Consider the following 24,835-nt stretch of genomic DNA (forward strand, 5'->3'; position numbering starts at 1 on the left):
AAATGAAGCTGAATGACTATGTTTGATATTGCGTTATATGAACCTGAAATCGCCCCTAACACTGGCAATATTATTCGCCTTAGTGCTAATTGTGGTGCTAATTTACATTTAATTGAACCACTAGGATTTGATTTAGAAGAGAAGAAATTACGTCGAGCAGGCTTAGATTATCATGACTTAACGCATGTTTATCGCTATAAAAACTTTGAAGCTTTTCTAGAAGCAATGGCAGACCGTCGTATTTTTGCTTGTACCACTAAAACGACTAATTACCACGTTAATGCTAAATTTGGTGAAGGTGATGTGCTGTTATTTGGCCCCGAAACACGCGGCTTACCCGCTGAATTCATTGCCAGTTTACCGTTAGAGCAACGGTTGCGCATTCCAATGCAGCCCGACAGCCGCAGTTTAAATCTCTCTAATGCCGTTGCTATTATTGCTTTTGAAGCATGGCGTCAGTTAGATTTTAATGGCTCAATCTAAAATTCACGCCTTAAAAATCTGAACCTAAAAATAAAAAGGCGATCATTCGATCGCCTTTTTAACAATAGTATTAATGAGTTATAAATTCATCACTCTTACTTAATCGATATGATTAAACGTGTCATCACCATCACTACCATGAAACTGTTGATCCATTTCAGTAGCAGGTTTAGCCGTTTTTGGTCGACCAATAATAACTGCAGGTACACCAGCCACCGTTGTATGCGGCGGCACTGGATCTAAGACTACCGAACAAGCACCAATTTTCGCACCAATACCGACTTCAATATTACCCAGTACCTTCGCACCTGCCCCAATCATCACACCTTGACGAATTTTAGGATGGCGATCACCACTTTCTTTACCAGTACCACCTAACGTCACATCTTGTAGAATCGATACTTCATCTTCAATCACAGCGGTTTCACCAATCACGATCCCCGTTGCATGGTCAAACATAATGCCACAACCAATCTGTGCTGCTGGGTGTACATCGACCTGACACGTTACTGATATTTGGTTCTGTAAATACACCGCCAGTGCTTTTCGATTTTGCTTCCACAGCCAATTAGCAACCCGATACCCTTGTAGAGCATGACAACCTTTAAGGTAAAGTAATGGAATAGAATAAGCATCAATAGCGGGATCGCGTTCAACAACCGCACGAATATCATGAGCCGCAGCTTCAACAATATTACAATCGCTAGCAAACGCTTCTTCTATTACTTCACGTACCGCCATCGCAGGCATCGATGGTGTTGCCAGTTTATTGGCTAAAATATAACTCAATGCTGACGCTAAATTTTCATGCTTAATAATAGTCGCATGATAAAAACTGGCGAGCATAGGTTCTTGTTCGGCTTGCTGTCGTGCTTCCTGCTCTATCGCTAACCATAATTGATATTGTTGACATTTTTCCACAAGTCCCTCGGCTTCACTTATTATGTTAATCTTGTTAACGCTACCATTAATTATTCGTAGACAGGTAGAATTAATAGAATAACGTTGCCCAATAAAACACTAAACTAAATATTATTGTATTTTAGTACAGTTATAAAAAATAACGCGAGCCTAAGCTCGCGTTATTTAATAGATACCAGTTATCACCCTCAGCAAGCAACGTTATTCGTACTTTTTCTCACGTGCGAGTAAATCTTTCGCTGCTTCGTGAGCATCTTTACCAAGATAAAGTACTTGATAGATTTGCTCAGTAATTGGCATTTCGACTTGGTGTCGTTGTGCCAATAACCACACTTCTTTGGTATTACGATAACCTTCTACTATTTGACCAATATCCTGTTGTGCTTGCTCGACACTGCACCCATTACCGAGCGCCAAACCAAAGCGACGGTTACGTGATTGGTTATCGGTACATGTCAGTACTAAATCGCCTAAACCTGCCATGCCCATAAAGGTTTCAGGTTGCGCACCAAGTGCAGCACCCAGACGACACATTTCAGCTAAACCACGGGTAATTAACGCGGTACGTGCATTAGCACCAAAGCCAATACCATCTGACATACCCGCACCAATGGCAATCACGTTTTTAACTGCACCACCCAGCTGCATCCCAATAAAATCATTATTGCTATAAACACGAAATGTCTTATCGCAATGGATTTTTTGTTGCAAATCAACCACAAACTCAGTGTCAGGAGAAGAAACGGCAATCGCTGTTGGCATTCCTGCCGCTAATTCTTTAGCAAATGTGGGACCCGATAACACGGCTAACGGTATTTGTTCACCCAAAACCTCAACCGCAACATCTTTAAGTAAACGTCCAGTTTCAGGTTCAAGCCCTTTCGTTGCCCAGCAAACACGAGAGTCTGGACGTAAAAAAGGTTTCATTTGTGCCAGTACCCCACCAAAGACATGGCTTGGTACCACCACTAACACATCACGACTACCTTCAACAGCAGCCTGTAAATCAGCGGTTAGAATTAACGATTCAGGAAAACTAACACCAGGAAGAAACGCTTCATTGGCACGATCGATTTCCAATTGTGCCATATGGTGTGGCTCATGGCCCCACAAAATGACATTGGCACCATTTCTGGCTAATGCAATTGCTAATGCTGTCCCATAAGATCCAGCGCCTAACACTGCCATCGAAATCGTATTATTAACGTTCATCATATTGGTCACTTTTACAAATTAAGCTTCTGAATTAGCAGTATTTGCTTCAGCTTGGTTTTCTAAGTAGCTCATGAATAATGCATCAAAATTTACTGGTGCAAGGTTCAATTGTGGGAACGTACCTTTAACAACTAAGCTAGAAATTGTTTCACGAGCATATGGGAACAAAATGTTCGGGCAGAATGCGCCTAGGCAATGTGCTAGTTGTGGTGCTTCCATACCAGCAATAGTGAAAATACCCGCTTGCTGCACTTCACATAAGAACGCATTCTCTTCTTCGTTCTTAACCGTTACAGTTAAACGAAGCACCACTTCATATACACCTTCAGCTAATTCACGGCTTTGAGTATCAAGATCCAATTTTACATCAGGATTCCATTCTTTTTGGAATACGTCAGGTGAATTTGGCGCTTCAAAAGACACATCTTTTAGGAATACGCGTTGAATTTGGAAGTTTTGTTGCGCTTCGGTATTTGCTGCTTCAGCCATTTTTGGAGTCCTTTAAAAATACTCGCTACCACGAGTTATTAATTATACTTGCAACTGTGAACACCACAGACTACATCAATTTGAATCGTCACTTCACACTCAATAAGCTGCAAAATAACTTCGAATATATTTATTTTTTCTTACTTGCAACAAGCGGTAAGTTTGCTTCATTCCAAGCAATAAGACCGTCTTTTAAAACATTAACGTTAGTAAAACCATCTTTACTTAACTGATTTGCAGTCTCTTGTGACGTTTGACCCGTCTTACATACAACAATAATTGGGGCTGCTTTGTGTTTTTCAAGCTCTGGCGTGTTTTGACGTTGAATTTGGCTTGGTAAAATGTGAACTGAGCCTACAATATGACCTTTACGGAATTCATCACGATTACGGATATCAAGAAAAACACCCTCTTCGTTATTCACTAATGCTGTCGCTTCATTAATGCCAATTGTTGTATATTTAGCATTTTTCTCTTTTACCATCATGCTAATTAGTGCAATAACAATACCAATCCAAGCCAATGATAAAACAGGGTTACTAGTTAAAAATTCAATATATTGATGCATTTACTTTACTCTGTTGTCATGATTCACTACAGCAAGCCATGAAATTACGGTTTAAAAAAATGAGTGTGAGTATACCTAGGTTGCTAATCTTGTAACAGCGACCTTGAGTATAAAAGCTTATTGGCTGATGACCTATCAATGAAATAGGAAAAAACTGTGATCCAGAGCTTACACTTTGATGAATAAATGCTTATATTCGATAGAAAGCACAAACAGGCAAGCGATGATTTAGTTACATCTACTGCTACTGCTTTGATGTGCTTTTGTAGTAAAATCGTGATAATTATTATATCAATTACCTTAAGCGGTGTTTAAGACACTAAGCCCATTAAGGTAATTCATATATTTTTATTAATTCGAAGAGGGACAGAATATGTCTGCGAAGAAACCACTTGCACTTGTAATTTTAGATGGCTGGGGCTACCGCGAAGATAACTCAGATAATGCGATTGCGAACGCTAATACACCCGTAATGGATGCATTAATGGCGAACAATCCTAATACGCTTATCGCTGCGTCAGGCTTAGAAGTCGGTCTACCTGAAGGCCAAATGGGTAACTCTGAAGTAGGTCATACCAATATCGGTGCCGGCCGCGTGGTATATCAAGATCTTACTCGTATCACTAAAGCGATTGGCGATGGTGAGTTTTTTGAAAATGAAGCGCTAGTTAATGCGATTGATAAGGCAGTAACTACAGGTAAAGCGGTTCATATCCTAGGTCTTGTTTCTCCTGGTGGCGTACACAGCCACGAAGACCATATTGCAGCAGCAATTGAAATGGCCGCTAACCGTGGCGCAGAAAAAATCTACCTGCACGCATTCCTTGATGGCCGTGATACACCGCCACGTAGCGCACAGCACTCTCTTGAGCGTTTCGATGCCCTATTTGCAAAACTAGGTAAAGGCCGTACTGCATCTCTAGTAGGTCGCTACTACGCAATGGATCGTGATAACAACTGGGATCGCGTTGAAGTAGCTTACAACCTACTAACAGCAGCTAAAGGTGAATTTACCTTTGCTAACGCAACTGAAGGTCTAGCTGCCGCTTATGAGCGTGGCGAGAATGATGAGTTCGTTAAAGCAACAGAGCTACGCACTGCAGACCAAGAAACAGCATTCATTGCTGATGGCGATAGCGTTATCTTCATGAACTACCGTGCTGACCGTGCGCGTGAAATTACTCGTACATTTGAGCCTGGCTTTACTAGCTTTGAGCGTGCACAGTTCCCACAACTAGCTGACTTCGTAATGCTAACCCAATATGCGGCAAACATTGAGTTAACAACCGCTTTTGCTCCTGCAAGCTTAGAAAATACACTAGGTGAGTGGCTATCGAAGAAAGGCAAAAAACAGCTTCGTATTTCTGAAACAGAAAAATACGCACACGTTACTTTCTTCTTTAATGGCGGTAAAGAAGACGAATTTGAAGGCGAATCACGCTCACTAGTGGCATCTCCAAAAGTAGCTACTTACGATCTTCAACCTGAAATGAGTTCACCTGAACTAACTGAAAAATTAGTTGCTGCAATTAAGAGCGGCGAGTTTGACGTAATTATTTGTAACTACCCTAACGGTGACATGGTCGGCCACACCGGTATTTACGATGCTGCCGTTAAAGCGTGTGAAGCTCTCGATAGCTGTGTAGGTCAAGTTGTTGCTGCAATTAAAGAAATGGATGGTCAGCTATTAATTACTGCTGACCACGGTAACGCAGAAATGATGGTTAACCCAGAAACGGGTGGTATTCATACTGCACACACTAATTTACCAGTGCCTTTAATTTATGTAGGTAATAAAGACCTCGATCTTAAGCCAAACGGTAAGCTATCTGATCTAGCACCAACTATGCTATCGCTAACAGATATCGAAATCCCTGCAGAGATGTCTGGTCAGGTGCTATACAATCTGAAATAATTATCCCATGCGGGATATTATCAATAGACACCTCAACCTAAAAATCCGCGCCAGTGCTTTATGCACTGGCGCTTTTCTATGCGTGGTATTTGCAGTCCCATGTGCAGCATCCAGTCAAAAACAGCTTGATGGCGTAAAACAGGAAATATCACGCCAAAAAAATCAGCTCGACAATAAACAGCAAAACTATGCTGCCTTACAAAAAAAACTAAAACAACACGAACTGGACATTGCTCAAACTGCTAATAAAATCCACCAAACCAATGATTTGCTGGTAAGAACAACCCAGTCAATTACCAAGCTTGAACAGCACCAACAGCATCTACAACAACAACAACAGCAACAAATTGGCGTACTAAAAAACTTAATAGATGCACAATATCGCCAAGGTAATAATAGTGACATCGCGAATCTTCTTAGTGGCGAAAATTCAGCAAAATTAGATCGTATGACAACCTATGCTGAATATGTCAGCAAGGCACGTGCGACAGCTATTGATGCGTTAGATGCAACCAAAACAGAATTACAACTTAAAATTCATGCCCTTGCTGAACAGAAAAATGAACACCAGCAAGCACTCACAGAGCTTAACCAGCAAAAGCAGCAGCTTGATGATCAACAGCAATCACGTCAACTAACGCTTAATAAAATAAAATCACAAATCCACTCCAGCACCGAAGCATTAGCTGACTTACGCTCTGATGAGCAAAATATGTTAAAGGCGATAGCAAAAGCGAAAGCCGAAGCCATTGCACGCGCCAAAGCTGAAGCCGCTGCACGCGCTAAAGCTGAAGCTCAAGCTCAAGCCCGAATTGCGGCCGCCAAAGAAGCAAAAGCCAAAGCGATTGCAGAAGCTCAAGCTAAACAGCTCAATGCGCGCTATGCGAAAATGCAAGTCCCAATGGACGGACTCGCGAGCCACAAAGGTAAGCTAGTATGGCCATTGCGAGGTCCTATCATTCACAACTATGGTGCGCCATTACAACGTGAACTGCATTGGAAAGGTATGGTGATCAGTCAACCGATTGGTAGCCAAGTAAAAGCGACTTACTCAGGTAAAGTGGTCTTTGCCGATTGGTTGCGTGGCTATGGTCTAATGATTGCAATTGATCATGGTAGAGGTGATATGAGTTTCTATGGTTATAACCAAACGTTACTGAAGAAAATTGGCGATACCGTTCAAGCAGGTGAGCCAATAGCTTTAGTTGGTGACAGTGGAGGCCAAGAACAGCCCGGATTGTATTTCCAGATCCGCCGTAAAGGTACCCCAGTAGATCCACGCCCATGGTTACGACGCTAATTTAACAGCCAAAACGAAAAAGGTTGGTCATCAGACCAACCTTTTTTAATTACAATTCACTCTTAGTGATGTTCTTGTTCTAAATACTGTTGTTCTTGTTCTAAATAATAGTGCTGCAAGGTTGTTACCCGCTGCTGACCAAGCTCTGTCGCCAATGGTCGCACGATATTCAGCATCTGCTGCACACCATGATAAATCACGGTTTGAGTAATTTTAGCACCCGCTACTTGAGTGGTTTGATAACTGATCCACGATGAAGCCACCAGTTTTAACGTATCAGCTAATACTTTAAGATCAACATCCGCCAATGCCAGCAAACCTGCGTCACGAAAATTGATCATGATTTGACTAATGTTAACCTGCAACTGGGTTTGTACCGTTAAATATTTATGTTGTAAATCAGCATCTCGACGTAAAATATCAGGCAAATTAGCGTAAAAAAATCGATAGCGCCACATCAACAAAAATACCGCATCCAAGTAACGTAACAAACTCTCTTCGATTGCCTCAACTACATCAATAGGTTCAAAACTTATTTTTAAATCAATGGCATATTGATCAAATATGCAATGGATAATCTGCTCTTTATTCCGAAAATGATAATACAAATTACCAGGACTGATCCCTAAATCGGCAGCAATATGATTGGTGGTTACATTGGGTTCACCATGTTCATTAAATAATGCCAATGCTGCATGAATAATTCGATCGCGGGTTTTCATTTTATTATCATCCTTCGCCCTTGCAGTGGATATAATGTTATCATAAATTAATGTTTTTCAGTTTAGTAAGGCAATAAAAACCATGCCTTTATCTAACTTGATAAATAATAATTAATCGTTATCGAATTAATTATGACTTAATATTGATAACTAAAATAAACAATCAAATACACTATGGCACCACAAGCGCCAACACTATAACTTCGTGAGATAGACGTAATTTATATGACTAAAAACCATTACGATAAGCAAGCCTATAACCCTCAATTTGAGTGGTCTTTTGTGCACCCGCGTTATTGGGGAACATGGATCGCAGTGATCATTGCTTCACTATTAAGTTTGCTACCTCATGGCGCTCGCCGCTCACTGGCTACAGTTTTTGCTAAACAAGCAATTAAGCTTAAAAGTGGAGCCAATCATCGCGCACGCGTTAACCTAAAAATGTGTTTTCCTGAGAAATCAGACGCAGAGCGAGAATCTATTTTATTACAAAACTTGATCACCGCAGGTAGTTTCCTCTCAGGTTTCGCCTCGTTATCTATACGCAATAAAGCATGGCTTGAGCAGCATACCGTTATTCGCGGCATGGACAACCTCACCAACCTTACCGATCAACAACAAAGCGTTATTCTATTAGTACCGCATACGTGGGCGATTGATATTCCAGCAGTCCTGCTTGCCTCGCGCGGATTACCCGTTTCTGCGATGGCAAAAAAACAAAAAAATCCAGTTTCAGATTGGCTAATGCATCGTCAACGCGTGCAATATGGCGGCCGTGTTTATGAACGCAGTGGTGGTATTAAACCTTTTATTAAATCAGTTCGTGAAGGTTATTTAGGTTATTACCTACCGGATGAAGATTTAGGCCCTGAGCATAGCGTGTTCGTGGATTTCTTTGGCACCACCAAAGCAACAATGGCCGGCTTAGGTCGACTATCAAAATTAAGCCGCGCTAAAATTGTACCGCTCTTTGCAATGTACAATAGTGAAACGGGTATATATGAATTGGATTTTTATCCTGCCCTACCCTTTCCAGCAGAAACCGAAGAACAAGATGCACGGATGATGAATCAATGTATTGAACAGTATGTTAACCAACGCCCAGAACAATACATGTGGATTCTACGTTTATTGAAGACACGTCCGAATAATGATGAGAAGCCTTATGATAAAAGATAAGTTCGCATTTCTATTAATCATCCTTCCTTTCACGTGGATGGTAAGTGGTCAATTTGTATTTGAAAATGGTGATAAGATTCTTGTCATTATTACGCTTATAGCTCTTGTAACGATATTACTTAGATATGGTTTGGCACCATTTAGAAGTAACATTAAAAATAATTCTTATATATACCTAATAATTACTCTATCATTTATATCTATTGTTTATAACTATTACTATCATTCATATATTATTAATATTCGCTCCGCACTATGCTTCATCCTTTATTTTTCTTTTATTCCACTAAATGTAATTTCTAATAAAGTAATAACATACAGTATTTTTATTGGTAGTATCAGTGCTGCAATTTTCGCATTCTGGCAAAAAAATATATTACATTTAGACCGAGCAGCATGGCAATTAAATGCGATCCCTTATGCGACATGCTGTTTAATGTTAATGATCGCAGCTATCATGCTTACTATCATATATAAAGAAAAGAAAGAAATATTATTAATCTCAGCATTATCAATAGCAATCTCTTTTTATGCTATTATTTTAACTGAAACACGCGGGGTTTTAATTGCTGCATTCTCCATTTTCTTATGTTTACTTCTATACATTTTTACCACAAAAATACCTATTAAAATAAAAATAACTGTTATTACTCTTTTAATTACTATAACAGCAATTGGTATATATTCGACCAAAGATCGACTGATTAATGCAACGGTTCAGGGTTTATCTCAATATGAACAAGGTAATGACTCATCAAGTTCTGGTGGAAGGTTAGCAATGTGGAAAGCAGCATTGTTGCTTATCCCTCAAAAACCCATTGAAGGGTTTGGTGATAATTTTGAACCGGCTATAACAAAATTACACCAAGAAAATAAAATTAGCTCACAACTTTATAACTTAAAACTACAGCATTTTCATAATCAGTTTATTGATACTACTGTAAAACATGGAATAATAGGTTTAGTATTGTTATTGTTATTGTTATTATTTCCTTTTTATATATTACGAAAAAAACAATACTCTAAAGAAAATATATTAGCTATATTTCTATTAACTATTGGTATAGTTGTAAGTGGATTAACTGATGTGCCACTTGAACACAAACAAGTGTTTGTTCTATATATAGTTTTTATTTATATGTTTCTAAAAAGGTCATATCAAGCATAAAATAAATAATAAAGACACCATTTATATAATTATGGTGCCTTTAAATTATTTACTAATATTAATAAATAATTTAATATACTTTCTGGCAATATTAGTTGCCGCATATTTAGGGTATGTTTTTTCAAAATCTATTTTAGCATCACCTAATAATAAATCATTAATTTTATGTGCTATATTTTCAGGGGTCGCTTCTTTTACTAAATAGTGTTTCAGTTCGCCTGACATAATTTCAGCAGGACCTGAATGACAATCAACACTTATGATTGGTGTATGACAAATTAAAGCTTCTACTAATACATTTCCAAACCCCTCAGTTTCAGAGGTTAAAATCAACGCTTGAGCTTTGTTTATTATAGGAAATGGATTATCATAAAAAGGTAATATAAATACTCTATCATTAAGTTCTAATTTATCGATTAAATTAAGTAAACGTTTTTTATATTCTTCACAACCGTCACCAACAATAAATAATTTTATATTTTTATCTATTAAAGTATAAGCATTAATTAATAACTCCAGTCTTTTTTCTTTGGCTAAGCGTCCAATATAACAAATATACTCATTATCATAAAAAAATGTATCTAATGGTTGTTTCGCTAATTTTTTTATTTCTTGAATATCAAATGGATTATAAATAGTAGAAATACTATGATAACAACTTGTAATTGATGAAATAAATTCAGCCATACCTTTAGAAACACAAATGATATGCTTTTTATTGACCTTTTTTGATAGCTTTAAACGATATTTTATTTTTTTAAGATAATTTTTACTTTCATAACTTGTTTTATCACAACTATGCTGCTGAATAATAATACGAGGATCATCAAGTACAGAAACTATATTAATAGTATCACCATGAGTACATAAAATAACATCAAACCTATGCTTCAAATCCTCTTTATACAACCACTTTGAAAAAATTGGCGCATATTTTATTATTTTCTTATATTTAATTTCTTTAGGGATATTAAGTACATGAATATTTATATCAGTTCCTATTTCCAACTCTTTTTCTGCATCTAAACAAATAAAGTCACACTGATGCCCTAAGGTAATAAATTCTTTAGCTAATCGTAAGGCGACAACTTGCACGCCTTCAATTTTCAAATCTCGTAAAAAAAAACCGATTCTCATGCTAATGCCTTTAAAATAGTTGAACGAGCCAAAACTAAATCTTGCCAATCAAACTCATGAACATGAACACTATCATCACTACAAAATGGCTGTCGATTTAATAAACATTGTGAATGATTTCCTAATGGTTTCCATTCTTCATAATTTTGCATATTCTGTCGATATACACCAATAACAGGTTTATTAATTGCTGAAGCCATATGTACGACAGCAGTATCTGGCGTAAAAGTAAAATCCGCAATATTAATAATGGCTAATGACATTTCAAAACAAGCTAACTGCTGAGGTAATATAATTGCAGGATCATTTAAAATAGTAACTAATGATCCAGTGAATTTTTCCTCATTCGGGGTCGGTATAATAATCAACAAATCCTGTGGAAATTGCTGCCGCCATCGTATAAGTAACATCTTCGCTTGCTCAAATGAAAATCGTCGATATTTACCCGAGCCAAAGAAATTAATGGCAACAACATTATTGTAGGTGAGTTTTGTTCGACTTACTAACTGTTGTAGTTCAACTTTTTTCACCAAAAAATCAGGCGTTGGTAAACCATTTATCTTACCTATGGCTTGATCTACCAATAATTGGGCTGCCGCAATATATCTTTCTTTAAAATGATGGTATTTATTATCAATATTAACATCAAATAATGCATATTTTTGGCGGTTAAAACCTAAATAATGTTTTGCTTTAAATTTTGATAATAAGTAAATATCTTTATAGCTACAATGTGTACCAAGATCGATAAAAAGATCAAATTTACCCATATTATTCTGAATAATCTGATCTCTTTTTTCTTTACTATAAATGATGTAATTATCTGCAGGAGCTGCTTTATTTAACCATGATTTTGTGGTTAAACCAGTTAATACCGTAATGTGAATATCAGGGCGATACTGGCGTAAAATTTTAATAAAATTACCACACATCATCGCATCACCTAACTTATCATCCCACCGTAAGATAACAATATTCTTAATATTTGATTTATCAAAAATTAGGTTATGAGTGCGTTTATCATATTTTTTAATATACAAATTAAGCTTTAATACTTTTATTTGATTACGAATACAACGCCATTTCGCTTTGACTCTTTTTACTATTTGCATATAAACCTAACTCTAGCCCGCCAAATAACACTAATTTTGATAAAATAGCAGTGTTCTCAATCACAGATACAATTTTATTATCGAGATCTTATGTTTATTCTTGAACAAAGCATTGCTGTATATAATCGCATAAATGTTATACATCACTCAACAATGTAAATAAATATTATGAATAAACACATCAACAGATACCATAAATTCATCACTTCTTTGCAAAAAAATACGTGTCTATTATGGTGCTTTGAAAATTTAACCAACGTTACACCAGATTTATGTTCCACAGCATAAAACAATTTCACCCGCTAATGCTTTTCGACCTCGATGTAAAATAAAGGCAGCTTCATTAGGTTAGTCCATCAACAACATCGATTACCTCACACCCAAATCATTAAGCATTATTATGATATCAGACCTTCTTTCAATTACTGATTCAAAACTAACAAGCAAAACTTGAATCTTAATTTTATGATTAAATATCACATATAAAACAAATAGTTACAACAACTGCCAAAATTAAACATTAATACTACTTTAATTCATTTCAAAGAAAATATTAAGCCTTAATTCCATAATCTTCATAGCTATTGTAACCTATAAATATGCATATAAACATTTATAGGCATTAATGCAATTTAGATTATTTAATATTGGGATATGTGATGAAAATTATGGTAATTAGTTCCTATATCGATGCATGGAACAGCGTTAGACCTGAAGCTGAGATGATTATTTCAATGGCAGAACAAGGACATCATATTACTGTCGTTACTCAAGGTAATGCGCCGTACGTATCTCGTTTTCGAGATAAAGGATTAACAGTGATTGATGCTTATCCGCATAAAAAAATATGCTGTAAAACCATAACAATAATTCGTAATGAGCTAAAGAAATATCAATACGATATCGTTTATGCAACCAACTCACGTACCATTCCAAATGCAGCTTTTGCTTGTATCGGTTTTCCTGCCACAAAACTCGTTACTTACCGAGGCACGGTCGGAGGATTATATCGTCATGATCCCAGTGCGTATTTAACCCACCTTCATCCTCGCGTAAACGGTATTTCATGTGTGGCCGATAAAGTGCGTGAAGATGTAGCCAAGCAAGTATGGTCAAACAAAAATAACGTGGTTGCTATCCACAAAGGGCATGATTTAGCTTGGTACCAAACTCAAGCAGCCAATTTAAGCGCACTTAATATCAATACCGATGATTTTGTTATTATTTGTGTTGCAAATGCACGCCCAAGCAAAGGGGTACATGTATTATTAGAAGCGATGCAATACTTAGAGAAAGAACCTAATATTCATTTATTACTGGCAGGCCGTGGTATTGATACTGCCGCTAATCAACAATTAGCCCAACAAGCGCCTTACCCTAATAATATTCACTTTCTAGGCTACCGAACTGATGTGCCTGAACTCATGGCAGCAGCAAATGTACAGATTCAACCCTCAGTCAGTGGTGAAGGTCTACCAAAAACTGTTATTGAAGCAATGGCAATGGCTATACCTTCAATTGTTACAACTACGGGGGGTAATGCTGAAATAGTAAAGGATGGTGTCAGTGGATTTGTAGTTGAAACTAATAATGCTCACGTGATTGCCGATAAGATCTGCTATATTTATCACCATGCTACTGAAGCAAAGATCATGGGATTAACAGCGCAACACTATATCGCGACTACGCTTTCCGTTGAAAATACAGCACAGCAACACCTAGCTTTTTTTGAGCGTTTATTAAAGCAATAAGTTATTACTCGACAACAAAGCATAATCCTGTTGCTTATTGCTGGCAGGATTATTTATTAACTGATACTTTTTTCTGACGTTGTTGTAATCGACGTTTATTTTCTAAACGTGCTGGAAAAACATATAAACAGCGCTGCAAAAATAACTTACATTGTGCAAAGATAGGATATTGAAGATCAAAATTAGAATCACAATATTTTTGATAAAGTTGCTGCCACTCTTTAAATTGCCAATGAGCAACTTTGCCTTTAGTTCGAGAAACACGTGCTTTTACTACAAATTTACGGCATAAACCAACACCGACTTGTTGTGGATCGGCAATCACAAAGTTATTCGCAAAGCAACGATCAGAAAAAATTTGTTTTTCTGGGTTATTATCAAGCAATCCATTTAAAGTAAAACTCTGATCAAATTGCTGCATTGCTCGAATAAATAGCATCTGAGTACAATCGATCGAATAATCAGGAAAGCCAATATTATAAGGTGTGTCTTTCGTCGCGATAAAATCTTCGATTAATGGCATCTTCCAACAAGCAATCACATCCTCGGTTCGACCAAAATAAAAGAAATCACTCATATGAAATACAACAGGTAAACCTTTGGCATAACGACGAGTAAAGGTATTAATCACAACAACTCTTTCATTAAAAAAACGATCTTCATTACACCGCTTTGGAAAGGCTTGTTGCAAATGCAAAAATGCATCAGAGATTAAATAATTGTCGCTACGTAACTTCATCGTATAAGGCGTTGTAACATGATGTAACCCATCCAGTGTCGAAACAATCTGACGATTATTATTAAACATCTGTGGTGTTCCATCTACATTATAAGCACGTATATTGGTTCCAGGATCATCACATAATACTAACTGATCATAATCTAAATCGGTAAGATCTTGATTGTGCCAAGTTGATAGAATTATCTTTGCTCCTGGTAAAAATTGACGTACAGAATTCAAGCACTTTTGAGTGATCCCTAACTCTTGCTCTCTATCACTAAAAGTTTGAACTGGCCCTTGAACCACAACAGTTATATCTTTAGGGCTTATCTCTTGTTTATTATTCATTACCGATCCACTGTTTAATACTCTTTAATTAATCACCACATATCACTACGTATTAAATACCTCGTTCAAGAGTGAATTATATTTTAACTGATAACAACTAGGTATCCTAGTTAACATTGGTTTCTTTAGTTATTATAATTAGCTCTTATCTAAATGATAATAAAACTAAAAATCTACAATGCTTATTCTTGATAAACTTTAGTACTGTTATTAACAATAAATAAAAGAACGCTTCTTAAAAAGGAAATTAACATCTCATGAAAAAATTGGTTATCGATCTAGATGGAACACTAACAACCGCAAACACTACTGATTACCGACTTGTTGCACCTAATTGTGACGTTATAAACAAACTAATAGAATACCGACAGCAAGGATTTAGTATCACTATTTTTACTGCTCGTAATATGCGCACCTATGAAGGCAATATTGGAAAAATAAACATTCATACTCTACCAATTATTGTAGAATGGCTTGATAAATATAATGTACCTTATGATGAAATCATCGTTGGTAAACCATGGTGCGGTCATGACGGGTTCTATATTGACGATCGTGCGATTCGCCCTTCTGAATTCACATCACTTTCAGTTGATAAAATCAATAGCTTACTTGATAAGGAAAAAATAAAGTGTTCTTAATTATGTCAGCAGCATATGTTGATCAGGATTTAAAATCTGAATTTGGAAATATACCACCAAGTTTATTACCACTTGGAAACCGCCGTTTATTTCAACATCAAATCGCGGCGGCCCCCAAAGAAAAAACACTTTATTTAAGCCTACCTGAATCTTATGACTTACCTGATATTGATGCCCAATGGCTTCAACTGCATAATGTTACTGTGCTTGAAATTCCTGATGATATATCACTAGGGGCTTCACTTGTTATCGCTTTAAATCTCATCGATAAACCCATTAATACCAGCCTTGAAGTCTTATTTGGTGATACATTAATTTCACCTCTACCTACGATTGAAGATTCAATCACTGTCTCTCAAGTAGAAGATAGCTATAATTGGTCGGCAGTAACAAATAGCAAACACCATTGGATTCAGAACGTTGATAACGATCTTGACCATACTGAAAATAATGTTGTCAGTGGCTATTTTAACTTCAGCCAACCTCGCCAACTTATTCGTTGCATTACCCAAAGCCGTTGGGACTTTCTTGAAGGCTTAAATCGCTACAATCAATTAATTGGTTTAACGACTGTCCATACGACTGACTGGCTCGATTTTGGCCATGTAAATACTTATTATCGCTCAAAAGCAAAATTTACCACTCAACGAGCCTTTAACCAATTAAAGATATCACCAGAATGGTGTGAAAAAAGCAGTATTAATGGATTAAAAATTCAAGCCGAGGCTAATTGGTTCGAACACCTACCGCCAATGATGCGTAATTATATTCCGCAATATATGGGTCACTATGAGGAGCAAGGCATTTTCAGTTACCGTCTTGAGTACCTCCACCATACCACCTTAAATGAATTATTCGTTTTTGCTAATTTGCCTTCCATCATATGGCGCCAGATCATCAATAGTAGTTTGTCTTTTTTAACTACGTGCCAACACCACTTACAACCAAATGATCAACCAGCAGCTTCATTGGAACAATTATTTGGTGAAAAAACATCACAACGCCTTAATGATTTTTGCCAAGACCGTGATTTGTCTTTAACCACAACTTGGTGCTATAACAACCAACACCCTATTTCATTGCAACAATTAGTCACTGATAGCCATCAACATCTGCCAAAACCAGCAGCTTTTGCCACTATCATGCATGGTGATTTTTGTTTTAGTAATATTTTATATGACTTTAGAACCAATCGTATAAAAACTATCGATCCTCGAGGAATGACACCTGATGGCACCATGACTTTATTTGGGGATATTCGTTATGATTTAGCTAAATTAAGTCACTCAATTCTTGGTTTATATGACTGGATTATTGCGGGCTATTATCATGTAAATATTACTGATAATACCATACTTTTTAATGTCGCAGGCTTTGAACAACATCAAGAAAATCAGCTGCTTTTCATTGAACTAGTGCGTGATAAATTTAACTTATCAGCAGTAAATCTATACGCAATGCAAATTCAATTATTTCTGTCAATGCTGCCACTCCATGCTGATGACCCTCGCCGTCAGGATGCTTTAATGGCAAATGCCTTCCGCCTTCATCAACTAATGGTAGAACATACTTTATGATCGTTATTCCAATGGCAGGATTAAGCTCTCGTTTTTTCAATGCTGGCTATACTCAACCTAAATATATACTAGAAGCACATAATGAAAGTTTATTTGATCATGCAGTAAACAGCTTCGCTGCTTTATTTGAAACGGAGTTGTTTGTCTTTATTATTCGAGATGTTTACCAAACTCGCCAGTTTGTTGAAACACGCATTAATGCCCTTGGTATCAAGCAATTCCATATCACGGTTCTTAATCAAGAAACACGAGGACAGGCAGAAACTGTCGCGTTAGGGCTTACCGAGATTAACTATCAAGGTCCGATTACTATTTTTAATATTGATACCTTCCGCCCACACTTTAATTATCCCGATCTCACGATGTTAGGGGATGGCTACTTGGAAGTATTTGAAGGCAGTGGTGATAACTGGTCATTTGCCAAACCAGAAAAAATCGGTTCTACACAAGTTATCGAAACCGCAGAAAAAAGGCCAATATCAAACCTTTGCTGTACAGGTCTTTATTATTTTGCGGATATAAATGACTTTCATTATGCCTATAATAATTATATTTCTCAGCCAATATCTGAATGGGAAAAAGGCGAACTATATGTCGCCCCGCTTTACAATGCTCTAATTAGTAAAGGTAAAAAAATCCATTATCATCAGATAGATCGCGAGCAAGTTATTTTTTGTGGTGTTCCCCAAGAGTATCTCGATTTCTTAAATCAGTAATTAGTTCACAACAACTACACAGCCTGAGAACCTTAACCTGGTAAATTATTTATGACTAAAATTTTAATCATCGGTCCATCCTGGATTGGCGACATGGTAATGTCGCAATGCCTCTATATTGAATTAAAAAAACAACATCCAGATTGTATCATTGATGTAATGGCACCAGGTTGGTGTAAAACCGTATTGGCACGCATGCCAGAAATAAATCAGACCATTGAAATGCCACTTAATCATGGTGACTTCAATTTCTTTGCTCGCTACCAATTAGGCAAGATATTACGTGATAACCATTATGATCACGCTTATATTCTACCAAATTCGGCAAAATCAGCCTTGATCCCATTCTTCGCAAATATACAAACTCGTACTGGCTGGAAAGGTGAAATGCGTTATGGCCTACTTAATGATTTACGTAACAACAAAAAATCATTTAATTTAATGATTGAACGTTACATTTCATTAGCACATCCCGCATCGGCAATGACGGGTTCAGGTTGCCTAACAGATATGCCATTTCCTACTCTAACTGTTGACACTAATAATCAACAACAAGTAATTGAAAAATTTAATATTAACCAAAATCGCACTTCAATTGCATTATGCCCAGGTGCAGCTTATGGCTCAGCTAAATGCTGGCCTATAGATCACTACACTTCAGTCGCTAAAAGTCTTATCGAAGCGGGCTGTAATATTTTATTATTTGGCTCCGATAATGAAAAAAAATTAACCGATCAAATTGAAAAGTCTTTATCTAATGATGCCCAACATTACTGTCATAACTTAGCAGGTAAAACATCACTCACAGACGTTATCGATCTGCTTGCATCATGCTCAACGGTTATCGGCAATGACTCAGGCTTAATGCATGTTGCAGCAGCGGTGCAGTGTAATGTGGTTGCTCTTTATGGGCCAACAACACCAAATTACACTCCGCCATTGACTGATAAAAAAGTTATTTTACACACTGATATTAGTTGTCGACCTTGCTTTAAACGAGAATGTCCTTTGAAGCATAATAAATGCATGACAGAAATATCACCACAACAAGTCATCGCTGCAATTAATAATCTAAAAGCATTATGATTCGAACGCTATATACCCTATTGCTCTCATTAGCTGCTCCTATATTATTATGGGGGCTTTATCGAACCAAACCGGGAAAACCTGCTTTTGGTGCGCGTTGGAAAGAGCATTTTGGTTTTACTCCTCGCCTCGCCACGACAACTGCACCTATTTGGATCCATGCGGCTTCTGTTGGTGAAGCTATCGCGATTGTGCCTGTCATCAAAGCACTCAAACAAGCCTATCCAGAGCAAGCTATTGTCGTAACCACAACCACCAGCACTGGCGCTGAACAAGTGGCTAAATTAGGCGAATTAGTTGAACATCGTTACATGCCAATTGATTTTGCTTGGTGTGTTCGCGGTTTTTTAAACACTATCAAACCCAAATTATTCCTTATCGTTGAAAAAGAATTATGGCTCAATACCTTAACTTGTGTTCATCAACAAAAAATTCCGACGATTATTGTTAATGCGCGCTTATCAGAGCGCTCAGCCAAACGCTATCAATCGTTTAGTTTCTTTACTCATCAATTGCTCAATAAAATAGATAAAATCTTATGCTTGCATGATGATGACGCCCAGCGCTTTATCGCCATTGGCGCACAACAACATCAAATCGCGGTTACTGGCTCAATCAAATACGACATCACCATTGCAAATACCGTTTTTGAGCACGCTCAGAATCTGCGCCAGCAACTGGGTGCTCAACGACCAATTTTCGTGGCGGCGAGTACCCATCAAGGGGAAGATGAGCAAGTACTCGATGCTTATCAAGCCGTGCTACAACAGTATCCAGATGCGATGGTCATTATTGTGCCTCGCCATCCGCAACGATTTGATAGTGTTGCCAAACTGGCAATAGAACGAGGATTAACGGTTCACCGCCGTACAGACACCACCCCAATTAAAGCGAACACTCAGTTATATCTCGCAGATACAATGGGGGAAATGTTAGTCATGCTAGCGACAGCTGATGTGACGTTTATGGGGGGAAGTTTAGTCGGAGAAAAGGTCGGTGGGCATAACTTATTAGAGCCAGCCGCGGTTGCAAAACCCGCAATTACAGGCCCTAGTTTTTATAATTTTGAAGATATCACTCAACAACTATTAGCCGCAGGAGCGATTGAAATCTGTCAAAATAGCCACCAGCTCGCACAGCAACTGGTGACATTATTTAATGATCCCGAGCGTCAACAACACATGGGCGCACAAGGACAAAAGATAGTGATTGAAAACCAAGGCGCAGTGAATAAAACCATCGCCAATATTCATTTTTACTTAGATAATGATTAATTAATCACTACTTATCATTAACCAATAGTAATGCGAAGCTGACTTTTGGACGCATAACCATCACACAAAGCGTTCCAATCATCTTCGCACCACTTAATCGCACGTTTATCGACCTCTTTGAGGAAAGAACGCTTTAAACGTGCCAAATTATCCACTTTCCAATCATCGCCCTCACGGCAATCACACTTATCAAAATCAATCAGCCACGGCTGCTGACCATCATCTAATAAAATATTATGGGCATTTAAATCCGTGTGACACACTTGCAAATCATGCATCTTACCGATCATTTCACCAATATCACGCCACACTGTCGCGGCTAATGTCTGGCTTTGTAGCTGTGCGACTAAATCATGGCTATTGGCAATTTTCTCAACCAAAATATCCGCTTTATAGGCCATGCCTTTTTTAACGGCACGCGCGGCAATAGGTCGAGGTACATTTACCCCACCGTCACGTAATAATTTTAACAATGCTAATTCAGCACCGCTGCGGGTTGTATTCCAATCGGTAAACCAATAACGATCATTGTTCACTTTAGCAAACAGCCCACCACGATGATAATGACGCAATGCCATTTCCAATTTTTCATCGGCAACAAACCATGTTGTACCACGCCCTTTGGCAGAGCCAATAACTGCATCACGCTGACGCCAATACTCAATATCAAAGCAACCATGCGGATCTGCACTTAGATAATCGCTATCAAACCAAATGGCCTGGTTGTTACTGATAATTTCCTGCACTACAGCCTCTCTCGCATTTATTGTTGAATATTTTACAATTTCAATGGCTAGCGGCATAATTCACTAACCACTTTTAATAAGGTAACCCCATGGCTCTGTTCTCAACGCCACCACGTTCAATTTGTATCTTACGCTTGTCTGCTATTGGTGACGTTTGCCATGCGATTGCTGTCGTCCAAGCGATCCAACGCCAGTGGCCAACCACTGAAATCACGTGGGTTGTCGGTAAAGTTGAAGCACAATTAGTCAATGCATTACCCAATATTACGGTGATCAGTTTTGATAAAAAAGCCGGCTGGCATGGCATTAAACAGGTTTGGCAACAACTCAAATCACAACGTTTTGATGCGCTATTGGATATGCAAGTCGCCTTACGTGCAAGTGTACTATCTTTAGGGATTAAAGCTAAGTATCGCGTTGGGTTTAGTAAAAACCGCACCAAAGAAGGTCAATGGCTGTTTACTAATAAACACTTACCTAATACTAATAGTGTCCATGTGCTCGATAACATGGCGGATTTTGCGCGTTACATTGGGGTTCCTTTTACCACCCCAGAATGGAATATTCCGCTGACAACTGAAGATAACAGTGTTGCTGAACAATATATCCACCAGCCTACATTAGTGATCTCACCCGCCGCCAGTAAAGATGAACGAAATTGGCTTCCTGATCGTTATGCGGCCATCGCTGATTATGCGGCAACTAAGGGTTTAGCTGTGATTTTATGTGGCTCACCCAGTGACCGTGAGCAACAATTAGGCCAACACATTATTAGCCTCAGTAATGCACCAATTATCAATTTAATTGGCAAAACAACATTATTACAACTTACGGCATTATTGCGAGCAGCAACCGTGGTGTTAGCACCAGATTCAGGTCCAGCCCATTTAGCAACCACCCAAAACACCCCCGTCATTGGCCTCTATGGTCATAGTAATCCAGCCCGTACTGGGCCGTATTTATCATTGCCATATACGGTCAGTGTTTACCAGCAAGTCGCTGAACAACATTACGGCAAACCATTAGGCGAGTTACCATGGGGAGCACGCGTCAAAGGTAGCGATATCATGCCGCAAATTAGTGTTGCGATGGTAAAAGAAAAACTTGATCTCATCCTATCGTCAGCAATGTCATTAGCTTCCAAGGAAAATATATGAATATATCAACCGACAAACCAACACTGAGTGTTGCACTAATTGTTAAAAATGAAGCTAAGCATCTTGCTGCGTGTCTAGATACGATTAAAGACTGGGTCGACGAAATTATCATTCTCGACTCTGGTAGTACTGATGAAACAGAAACCATCGCTCGTCGTTATACGGATAAATTTTATGTCAATTTTCAGTGGCCTGGATTTGGACAACAACGTCAACTTGCTCAACAATATATCACTAGCGATTATGTTTTATGGCTCGATGCTGATGAACGAGTCACACCTGAACTAAGACAATCTATTCTAAATGTATTGCAAGATAATCAACATAATGTGGTTTATAGCATTAATCGTCTAAGTACCGCCTTTGGTAAATTTATTCGTCACTCAGGCTGGCATCCTGATTGGATTGTACGTTTATACCGCCCCCAAGAAACACACTATAATAATGCTCAAGTACATGAATCTGTTATCATTCCTTCTGAAATCCAAGTTATAAAAATAGCGGGTAATTTAGAACATTATACCTTTGAAAATTTCTTTGAGTTTCAAAAAAAACAATCTCAATATGCTGAATTATGGGCACAAGAAAAATACCTACAAGGGAAAAAAGCCTCTGTAGCTTCAGCAATTGGACATGCACTTTTTAGCTTTATACGTACCTATTTTATTAAATGTGGCTTTCTTGATGGTAAACATGGATTTATTATTGCCTGTATTAATACGCAATATGTACTCAATAAGTATCTTGGTCTTTACCTTAAACAAAATAAGTAACTATTATGACAACACGTGTTATCTATCCCGGCACTTTTGATCCAATCACTAACGGTCATATTGATCTCATCGAGCGCGCAACTGCAATGTTTGATCACGTGATTGTTGGTGTGGCATTTAATCCCAGCAAAAAACCGTTATTCACTTTAGAAGAGCGGGTTGAGCTAGCTCAGAAAATTACAGCACATTTATCTAATGTTGAGATTGTTGGCTTTTCAGGATTATTAGTTAATTTTGCCAAAGAGCATCATGCTAATATTTTAGTGCGAGGATTACGGGCAGTGTCTGATTTTGAATATGAATTTCAATTAGCCAATATGAATCGCCGCTTAATGCCTGAGCTTGAAACGGTATTTTTAACGCCAGCAGAAAAAAATTCATTTATTTCTTCAACCATAGTTAAAGAAGTCGCGCTCCATAAAGGGGATGTGAGTCAATTTGTTGACCCTCTAGTCACACAAGCCCTTCTTGCTAAATTCGTTAAATAATAATTAAAAAAGGCGCAAAAGGCGCCTTTTACAATCACCATGAGCATTCTTCTGCTTGCGCTAACAATTCAAGATGTCTTTTACACATTTTAGCGACAGTAAAATACTGTATGGCGTGATCTCTGCACCTTTTAGGAGAGATCTGATCTAATTTTTTTATTGCTTCAATCATATCGTTCTCATTATCACAAAGAAAACCGGTCTCCCCATCAATAATAAGCTCTGACATTGCACCACGATTAAAAGCAATAACAGGCGTACCAGATAACATAGATTCAACAATTGTTAATCCAAAAGGCTCCTCCCAGCGAATAGGGACAAGTAACGCCTTAGCCTTACTGATTAAATCAAATTTATCCGCACCATTAATATAACCTACAGGCTTAATTAATGGATGCCAATTAAACCATGTTTCAGGATTAGCAAATCTACGTCCACCAGCAACAATTAACGGCAAATTAACCTTTTTAGCTACTTTTATTGCTGTATCTACACCTTTTTTACTACGTTTAACTTTAGCTAAAAATAATAGATAATTATCTTTATTTTCACGAAAAATATAATCTTCTACAGGGATTCCGTTAAACGCAATAACTTTACCACCTTGTATTTTCGCATGACTCTTCGAAATGAAAACATTATTTTTCCCCTCATGTTTACCAGCATGGCAGACTTGAATACTTCCAGGATAGCGCGCTAATACATCCTCAAAAACAGCACCGTCAACCCCACCATGATGCTCGATATATTCAACGTCATGAGGAATGAGTGCAAGTAATTCCTCAAAAGTACATGGTAATGACAACGTAATATGCTGATAAAACTCTGTATCCGAGCCTATCGGAGTCATAACGTACACTTTATGCCCTTTCTTCGCTTGCTCTACTGCTAACCAATCAATTAATCGATTTGAACCACCACTAGAGCTTACAGGAGGAAGAGATTGATCATGAATATGTAAAATAACACTCATTTTTAGCTACATTTCGATTAATTAGTGAAGGCAGAATAATACACTTAAATATCCATTTTAAGTAACCCCATTAAATAAATACAAAATGACGTTAAATTCTATGTACGCACAAATTAGTTGGTTATAATTTCACACGCTACTAAATAAAAGCACCGCTAACACTTACTTGGTTCCTGATATAATATATGAAAATAGATATCATTATGATTAAGTCCTCTAGAACTCGTTTTAGATGATTATTTAAATCAGTTTGATCATAATTTTTCATTATGTATAGCTGATAATGGTTCTAATTATAAAGTTAATAACTGAATAAAACGTACTCATCAAAGCGTTAATTATTCGCTATCTTTGATACCAAGATACAGATCTTTT

At 37.7% G+C, this 24,835-nt stretch carries 24 protein-coding genes; 14 read left to right on the forward strand and 10 right to left on the reverse strand.

The window, feature by feature from the left end; all coding sequences use genetic code 11:
- Positions 1–18: 18 nt before the first annotated feature.
- Positions 19–483 (forward strand): tRNA (cytidine(34)-2'-O)-methyltransferase, encoded by a 465-nt coding sequence (locus tag GLP24_RS09695; protein ID WP_101768102.1) that lies wholly within the window; start codon positions 19–21, stop codon positions 481–483.
- A gap of 99 nt (positions 484–582) precedes the next feature.
- Here the strand turns inward: GLP24_RS09695 and cysE are convergent, their stop codons facing one another.
- From cysE to GLP24_RS09715, 4 genes are all read right to left on the reverse strand, one after another.
- The gene (cysE, locus tag GLP24_RS09700) at positions 583–1,404 is read right to left on the reverse strand and encodes a serine O-acetyltransferase (RefSeq protein WP_101768103.1); all 822 of its coding nucleotides are present in this window, start codon (positions 1,402–1,404) and stop codon (positions 583–585) included.
- Positions 1,405–1,605: 201 nt separating this feature from the next.
- Positions 1,606–2,619: an NAD(P)H-dependent glycerol-3-phosphate dehydrogenase gene (gene gpsA, locus GLP24_RS09705; protein ID WP_101768104.1), complete on the reverse strand. Its 1,014-nt coding sequence runs from the start codon at positions 2,617–2,619 to the stop codon at positions 1,606–1,608.
- Between the two features lie 18 nt (positions 2,620–2,637).
- Entirely contained in the window at positions 2,638–3,108 is a 471-nt protein-coding gene (secB, locus tag GLP24_RS09710) for a protein-export chaperone SecB (RefSeq protein ID WP_101768105.1), read from the reverse strand.
- A 130-nt stretch (positions 3,109–3,238) separates the two neighbouring features.
- A complete protein-coding gene (locus tag GLP24_RS09715; protein WP_101768106.1) occupies positions 3,239–3,676 on the reverse strand; it encodes a rhodanese-like domain-containing protein in 438 nt (145 codons plus the stop codon).
- A 373-nt stretch (positions 3,677–4,049) separates the two neighbouring features.
- Here GLP24_RS09715 and gpmM point away from each other — a divergent pair, with 373 nt between their 5' ends.
- Positions 4,050–5,591: a 2,3-bisphosphoglycerate-independent phosphoglycerate mutase gene (gene gpmM / locus GLP24_RS09720; protein WP_152653806.1), complete on the forward strand. Its 1,542-nt coding sequence runs from the start codon at positions 4,050–4,052 to the stop codon at positions 5,589–5,591.
- Between the two features lie 7 nt (positions 5,592–5,598).
- On the forward strand, positions 5,599–6,891 hold the full coding sequence (gene envC, locus GLP24_RS09725; RefSeq protein WP_232615926.1) for a murein hydrolase activator EnvC: 1,293 nt from the start codon (positions 5,599–5,601) through the stop codon (positions 6,889–6,891).
- A 62-nt stretch (positions 6,892–6,953) separates the two neighbouring features.
- On the opposite strand, the gene GLP24_RS09730 is transcribed toward envC, so the two are convergent.
- A complete protein-coding gene (locus GLP24_RS09730; RefSeq protein WP_232576058.1) occupies positions 6,954–7,613 on the reverse strand; it encodes a TetR/AcrR family transcriptional regulator in 660 nt (219 codons plus the stop codon).
- A 225-nt stretch (positions 7,614–7,838) separates the two neighbouring features.
- Between GLP24_RS09730 and lpxM the strand changes: the two genes are divergently transcribed.
- Entirely contained in the window at positions 7,839–8,792 is a 954-nt protein-coding gene (gene lpxM, locus GLP24_RS09735) for a lauroyl-Kdo(2)-lipid IV(A) myristoyltransferase (RefSeq protein ID WP_232615927.1), read from the forward strand.
- Positions 8,779–9,960: an O-antigen ligase family protein gene (locus tag GLP24_RS09740; RefSeq protein WP_232615928.1), complete on the forward strand. Its 1,182-nt coding sequence runs from the start codon at positions 8,779–8,781 to the stop codon at positions 9,958–9,960. The genes lpxM and GLP24_RS09740 overlap by 14 nt, the downstream gene beginning before the upstream one ends.
- Before the next feature lie 45 nt (positions 9,961–10,005).
- Here GLP24_RS09740 and GLP24_RS09745 read toward each other — a convergent pair whose 3' ends face one another.
- Entirely contained in the window at positions 10,006–11,097 is a 1,092-nt protein-coding gene (locus GLP24_RS09745; RefSeq protein ID WP_232615929.1) for a glycosyltransferase, read from the reverse strand.
- A complete protein-coding gene (locus GLP24_RS09750) occupies positions 11,094–12,209 on the reverse strand; it encodes a glycosyltransferase family 9 protein (protein ID WP_101768113.1) in 1,116 nt (371 codons plus the stop codon). Before GLP24_RS09750 ends, GLP24_RS09745 begins: the two co-directional genes overlap by 4 nt.
- Before the next feature lie 659 nt (positions 12,210–12,868).
- Between GLP24_RS09750 and GLP24_RS09755 the strand changes: the two genes are divergently transcribed.
- Positions 12,869–13,960, forward strand: coding sequence for a glycosyltransferase family 4 protein (locus GLP24_RS09755; RefSeq protein ID WP_232615930.1), 1,092 nt, complete (start codon positions 12,869–12,871; stop codon positions 13,958–13,960).
- A gap of 49 nt (positions 13,961–14,009) precedes the next feature.
- Here the strand turns inward: GLP24_RS09755 and GLP24_RS09760 are convergent, their stop codons facing one another.
- Positions 14,010–15,029 (reverse strand): WavE lipopolysaccharide synthesis family protein, encoded by a 1,020-nt coding sequence (locus GLP24_RS09760; protein WP_232615931.1) that lies wholly within the window; start codon positions 15,027–15,029, stop codon positions 14,010–14,012.
- A gap of 257 nt (positions 15,030–15,286) precedes the next feature.
- On the opposite strand from GLP24_RS09760, the gene GLP24_RS09765 reads away from it, so the two are divergent.
- Genes GLP24_RS09765 through waaA form a run of 5 tightly spaced genes read left to right on the forward strand, consistent with a single transcriptional unit; the run spans position 15,287 to position 20,323 of the window.
- Positions 15,287–15,670 (forward strand): HAD hydrolase family protein, encoded by a 384-nt coding sequence (locus GLP24_RS09765; protein WP_101768115.1) that lies wholly within the window; start codon positions 15,287–15,289, stop codon positions 15,668–15,670.
- Entirely contained in the window at positions 15,661–17,247 is a 1,587-nt protein-coding gene (locus GLP24_RS09770) for a capsular biosynthesis protein (protein WP_232615932.1), read from the forward strand. The genes GLP24_RS09765 and GLP24_RS09770 overlap by 10 nt, the downstream gene beginning before the upstream one ends.
- On the forward strand, positions 17,244–17,963 hold the full coding sequence (locus GLP24_RS09775) for a glycosyltransferase family 2 protein (protein WP_101768117.1): 720 nt from the start codon (positions 17,244–17,246) through the stop codon (positions 17,961–17,963). The genes GLP24_RS09770 and GLP24_RS09775 overlap by 4 nt, the downstream gene beginning before the upstream one ends.
- A 51-nt stretch (positions 17,964–18,014) precedes the next feature.
- Positions 18,015–19,049 (forward strand): lipopolysaccharide heptosyltransferase II, encoded by a 1,035-nt coding sequence (waaF, locus tag GLP24_RS09780; RefSeq protein WP_101768118.1) that lies wholly within the window; start codon positions 18,015–18,017, stop codon positions 19,047–19,049.
- Positions 19,043–20,323, forward strand: a complete 1,281-nt coding sequence (gene waaA, locus GLP24_RS09785; protein ID WP_232615956.1) for a lipid IV(A) 3-deoxy-D-manno-octulosonic acid transferase — start codon at positions 19,043–19,045, stop codon at positions 20,321–20,323. Before waaF ends, waaA begins: the two co-directional genes overlap by 7 nt.
- Positions 20,324–20,340: 17 nt before the next feature.
- On the opposite strand, the gene GLP24_RS09790 is transcribed toward waaA, so the two are convergent.
- Entirely contained in the window at positions 20,341–21,069 is a 729-nt protein-coding gene (locus GLP24_RS09790; RefSeq protein WP_101768192.1) for a 3-deoxy-D-manno-octulosonic acid kinase, read from the reverse strand.
- Between the two features lie 89 nt (positions 21,070–21,158).
- On the opposite strand from GLP24_RS09790, the gene GLP24_RS09795 reads away from it, so the two are divergent.
- From GLP24_RS09795 to coaD, 3 genes are read left to right on the forward strand one after another with little or no spacing between them, the layout of a single operon-like run.
- Positions 21,159–22,226, forward strand: a complete 1,068-nt coding sequence (locus tag GLP24_RS09795; protein WP_101768120.1) for a glycosyltransferase family 9 protein — start codon at positions 21,159–21,161, stop codon at positions 22,224–22,226.
- Entirely contained in the window at positions 22,223–22,999 is a 777-nt protein-coding gene (locus GLP24_RS09800) for a glycosyltransferase family 2 protein (RefSeq protein WP_232615933.1), read from the forward strand. Before GLP24_RS09795 ends, GLP24_RS09800 begins: the two co-directional genes overlap by 4 nt.
- A gap of 5 nt (positions 23,000–23,004) precedes the next feature.
- Positions 23,005–23,487 carry a pantetheine-phosphate adenylyltransferase gene (coaD, locus tag GLP24_RS09805; RefSeq protein ID WP_232577363.1) on the forward strand — a complete coding sequence of 161 codons (483 nt, stop codon included), beginning with the start codon at positions 23,005–23,007 and terminating at the stop codon, positions 23,485–23,487.
- Between the two features lie 34 nt (positions 23,488–23,521).
- Here the strand turns inward: coaD and GLP24_RS09810 are convergent, their stop codons facing one another.
- On the reverse strand, positions 23,522–24,460 hold the full coding sequence (locus GLP24_RS09810; RefSeq protein ID WP_232615934.1) for a glycosyltransferase: 939 nt from the start codon (positions 24,458–24,460) through the stop codon (positions 23,522–23,524).
- Positions 24,461–24,835 lie beyond the last annotated feature (375 nt).

Origin of the sequence: Photobacterium carnosum, assembly GCF_021236965.1 — a bacterium.
In the GTDB taxonomy this organism is placed as follows: Bacteria; Pseudomonadota; Gammaproteobacteria; order Enterobacterales; family Vibrionaceae; genus Photobacterium; species Photobacterium carnosum.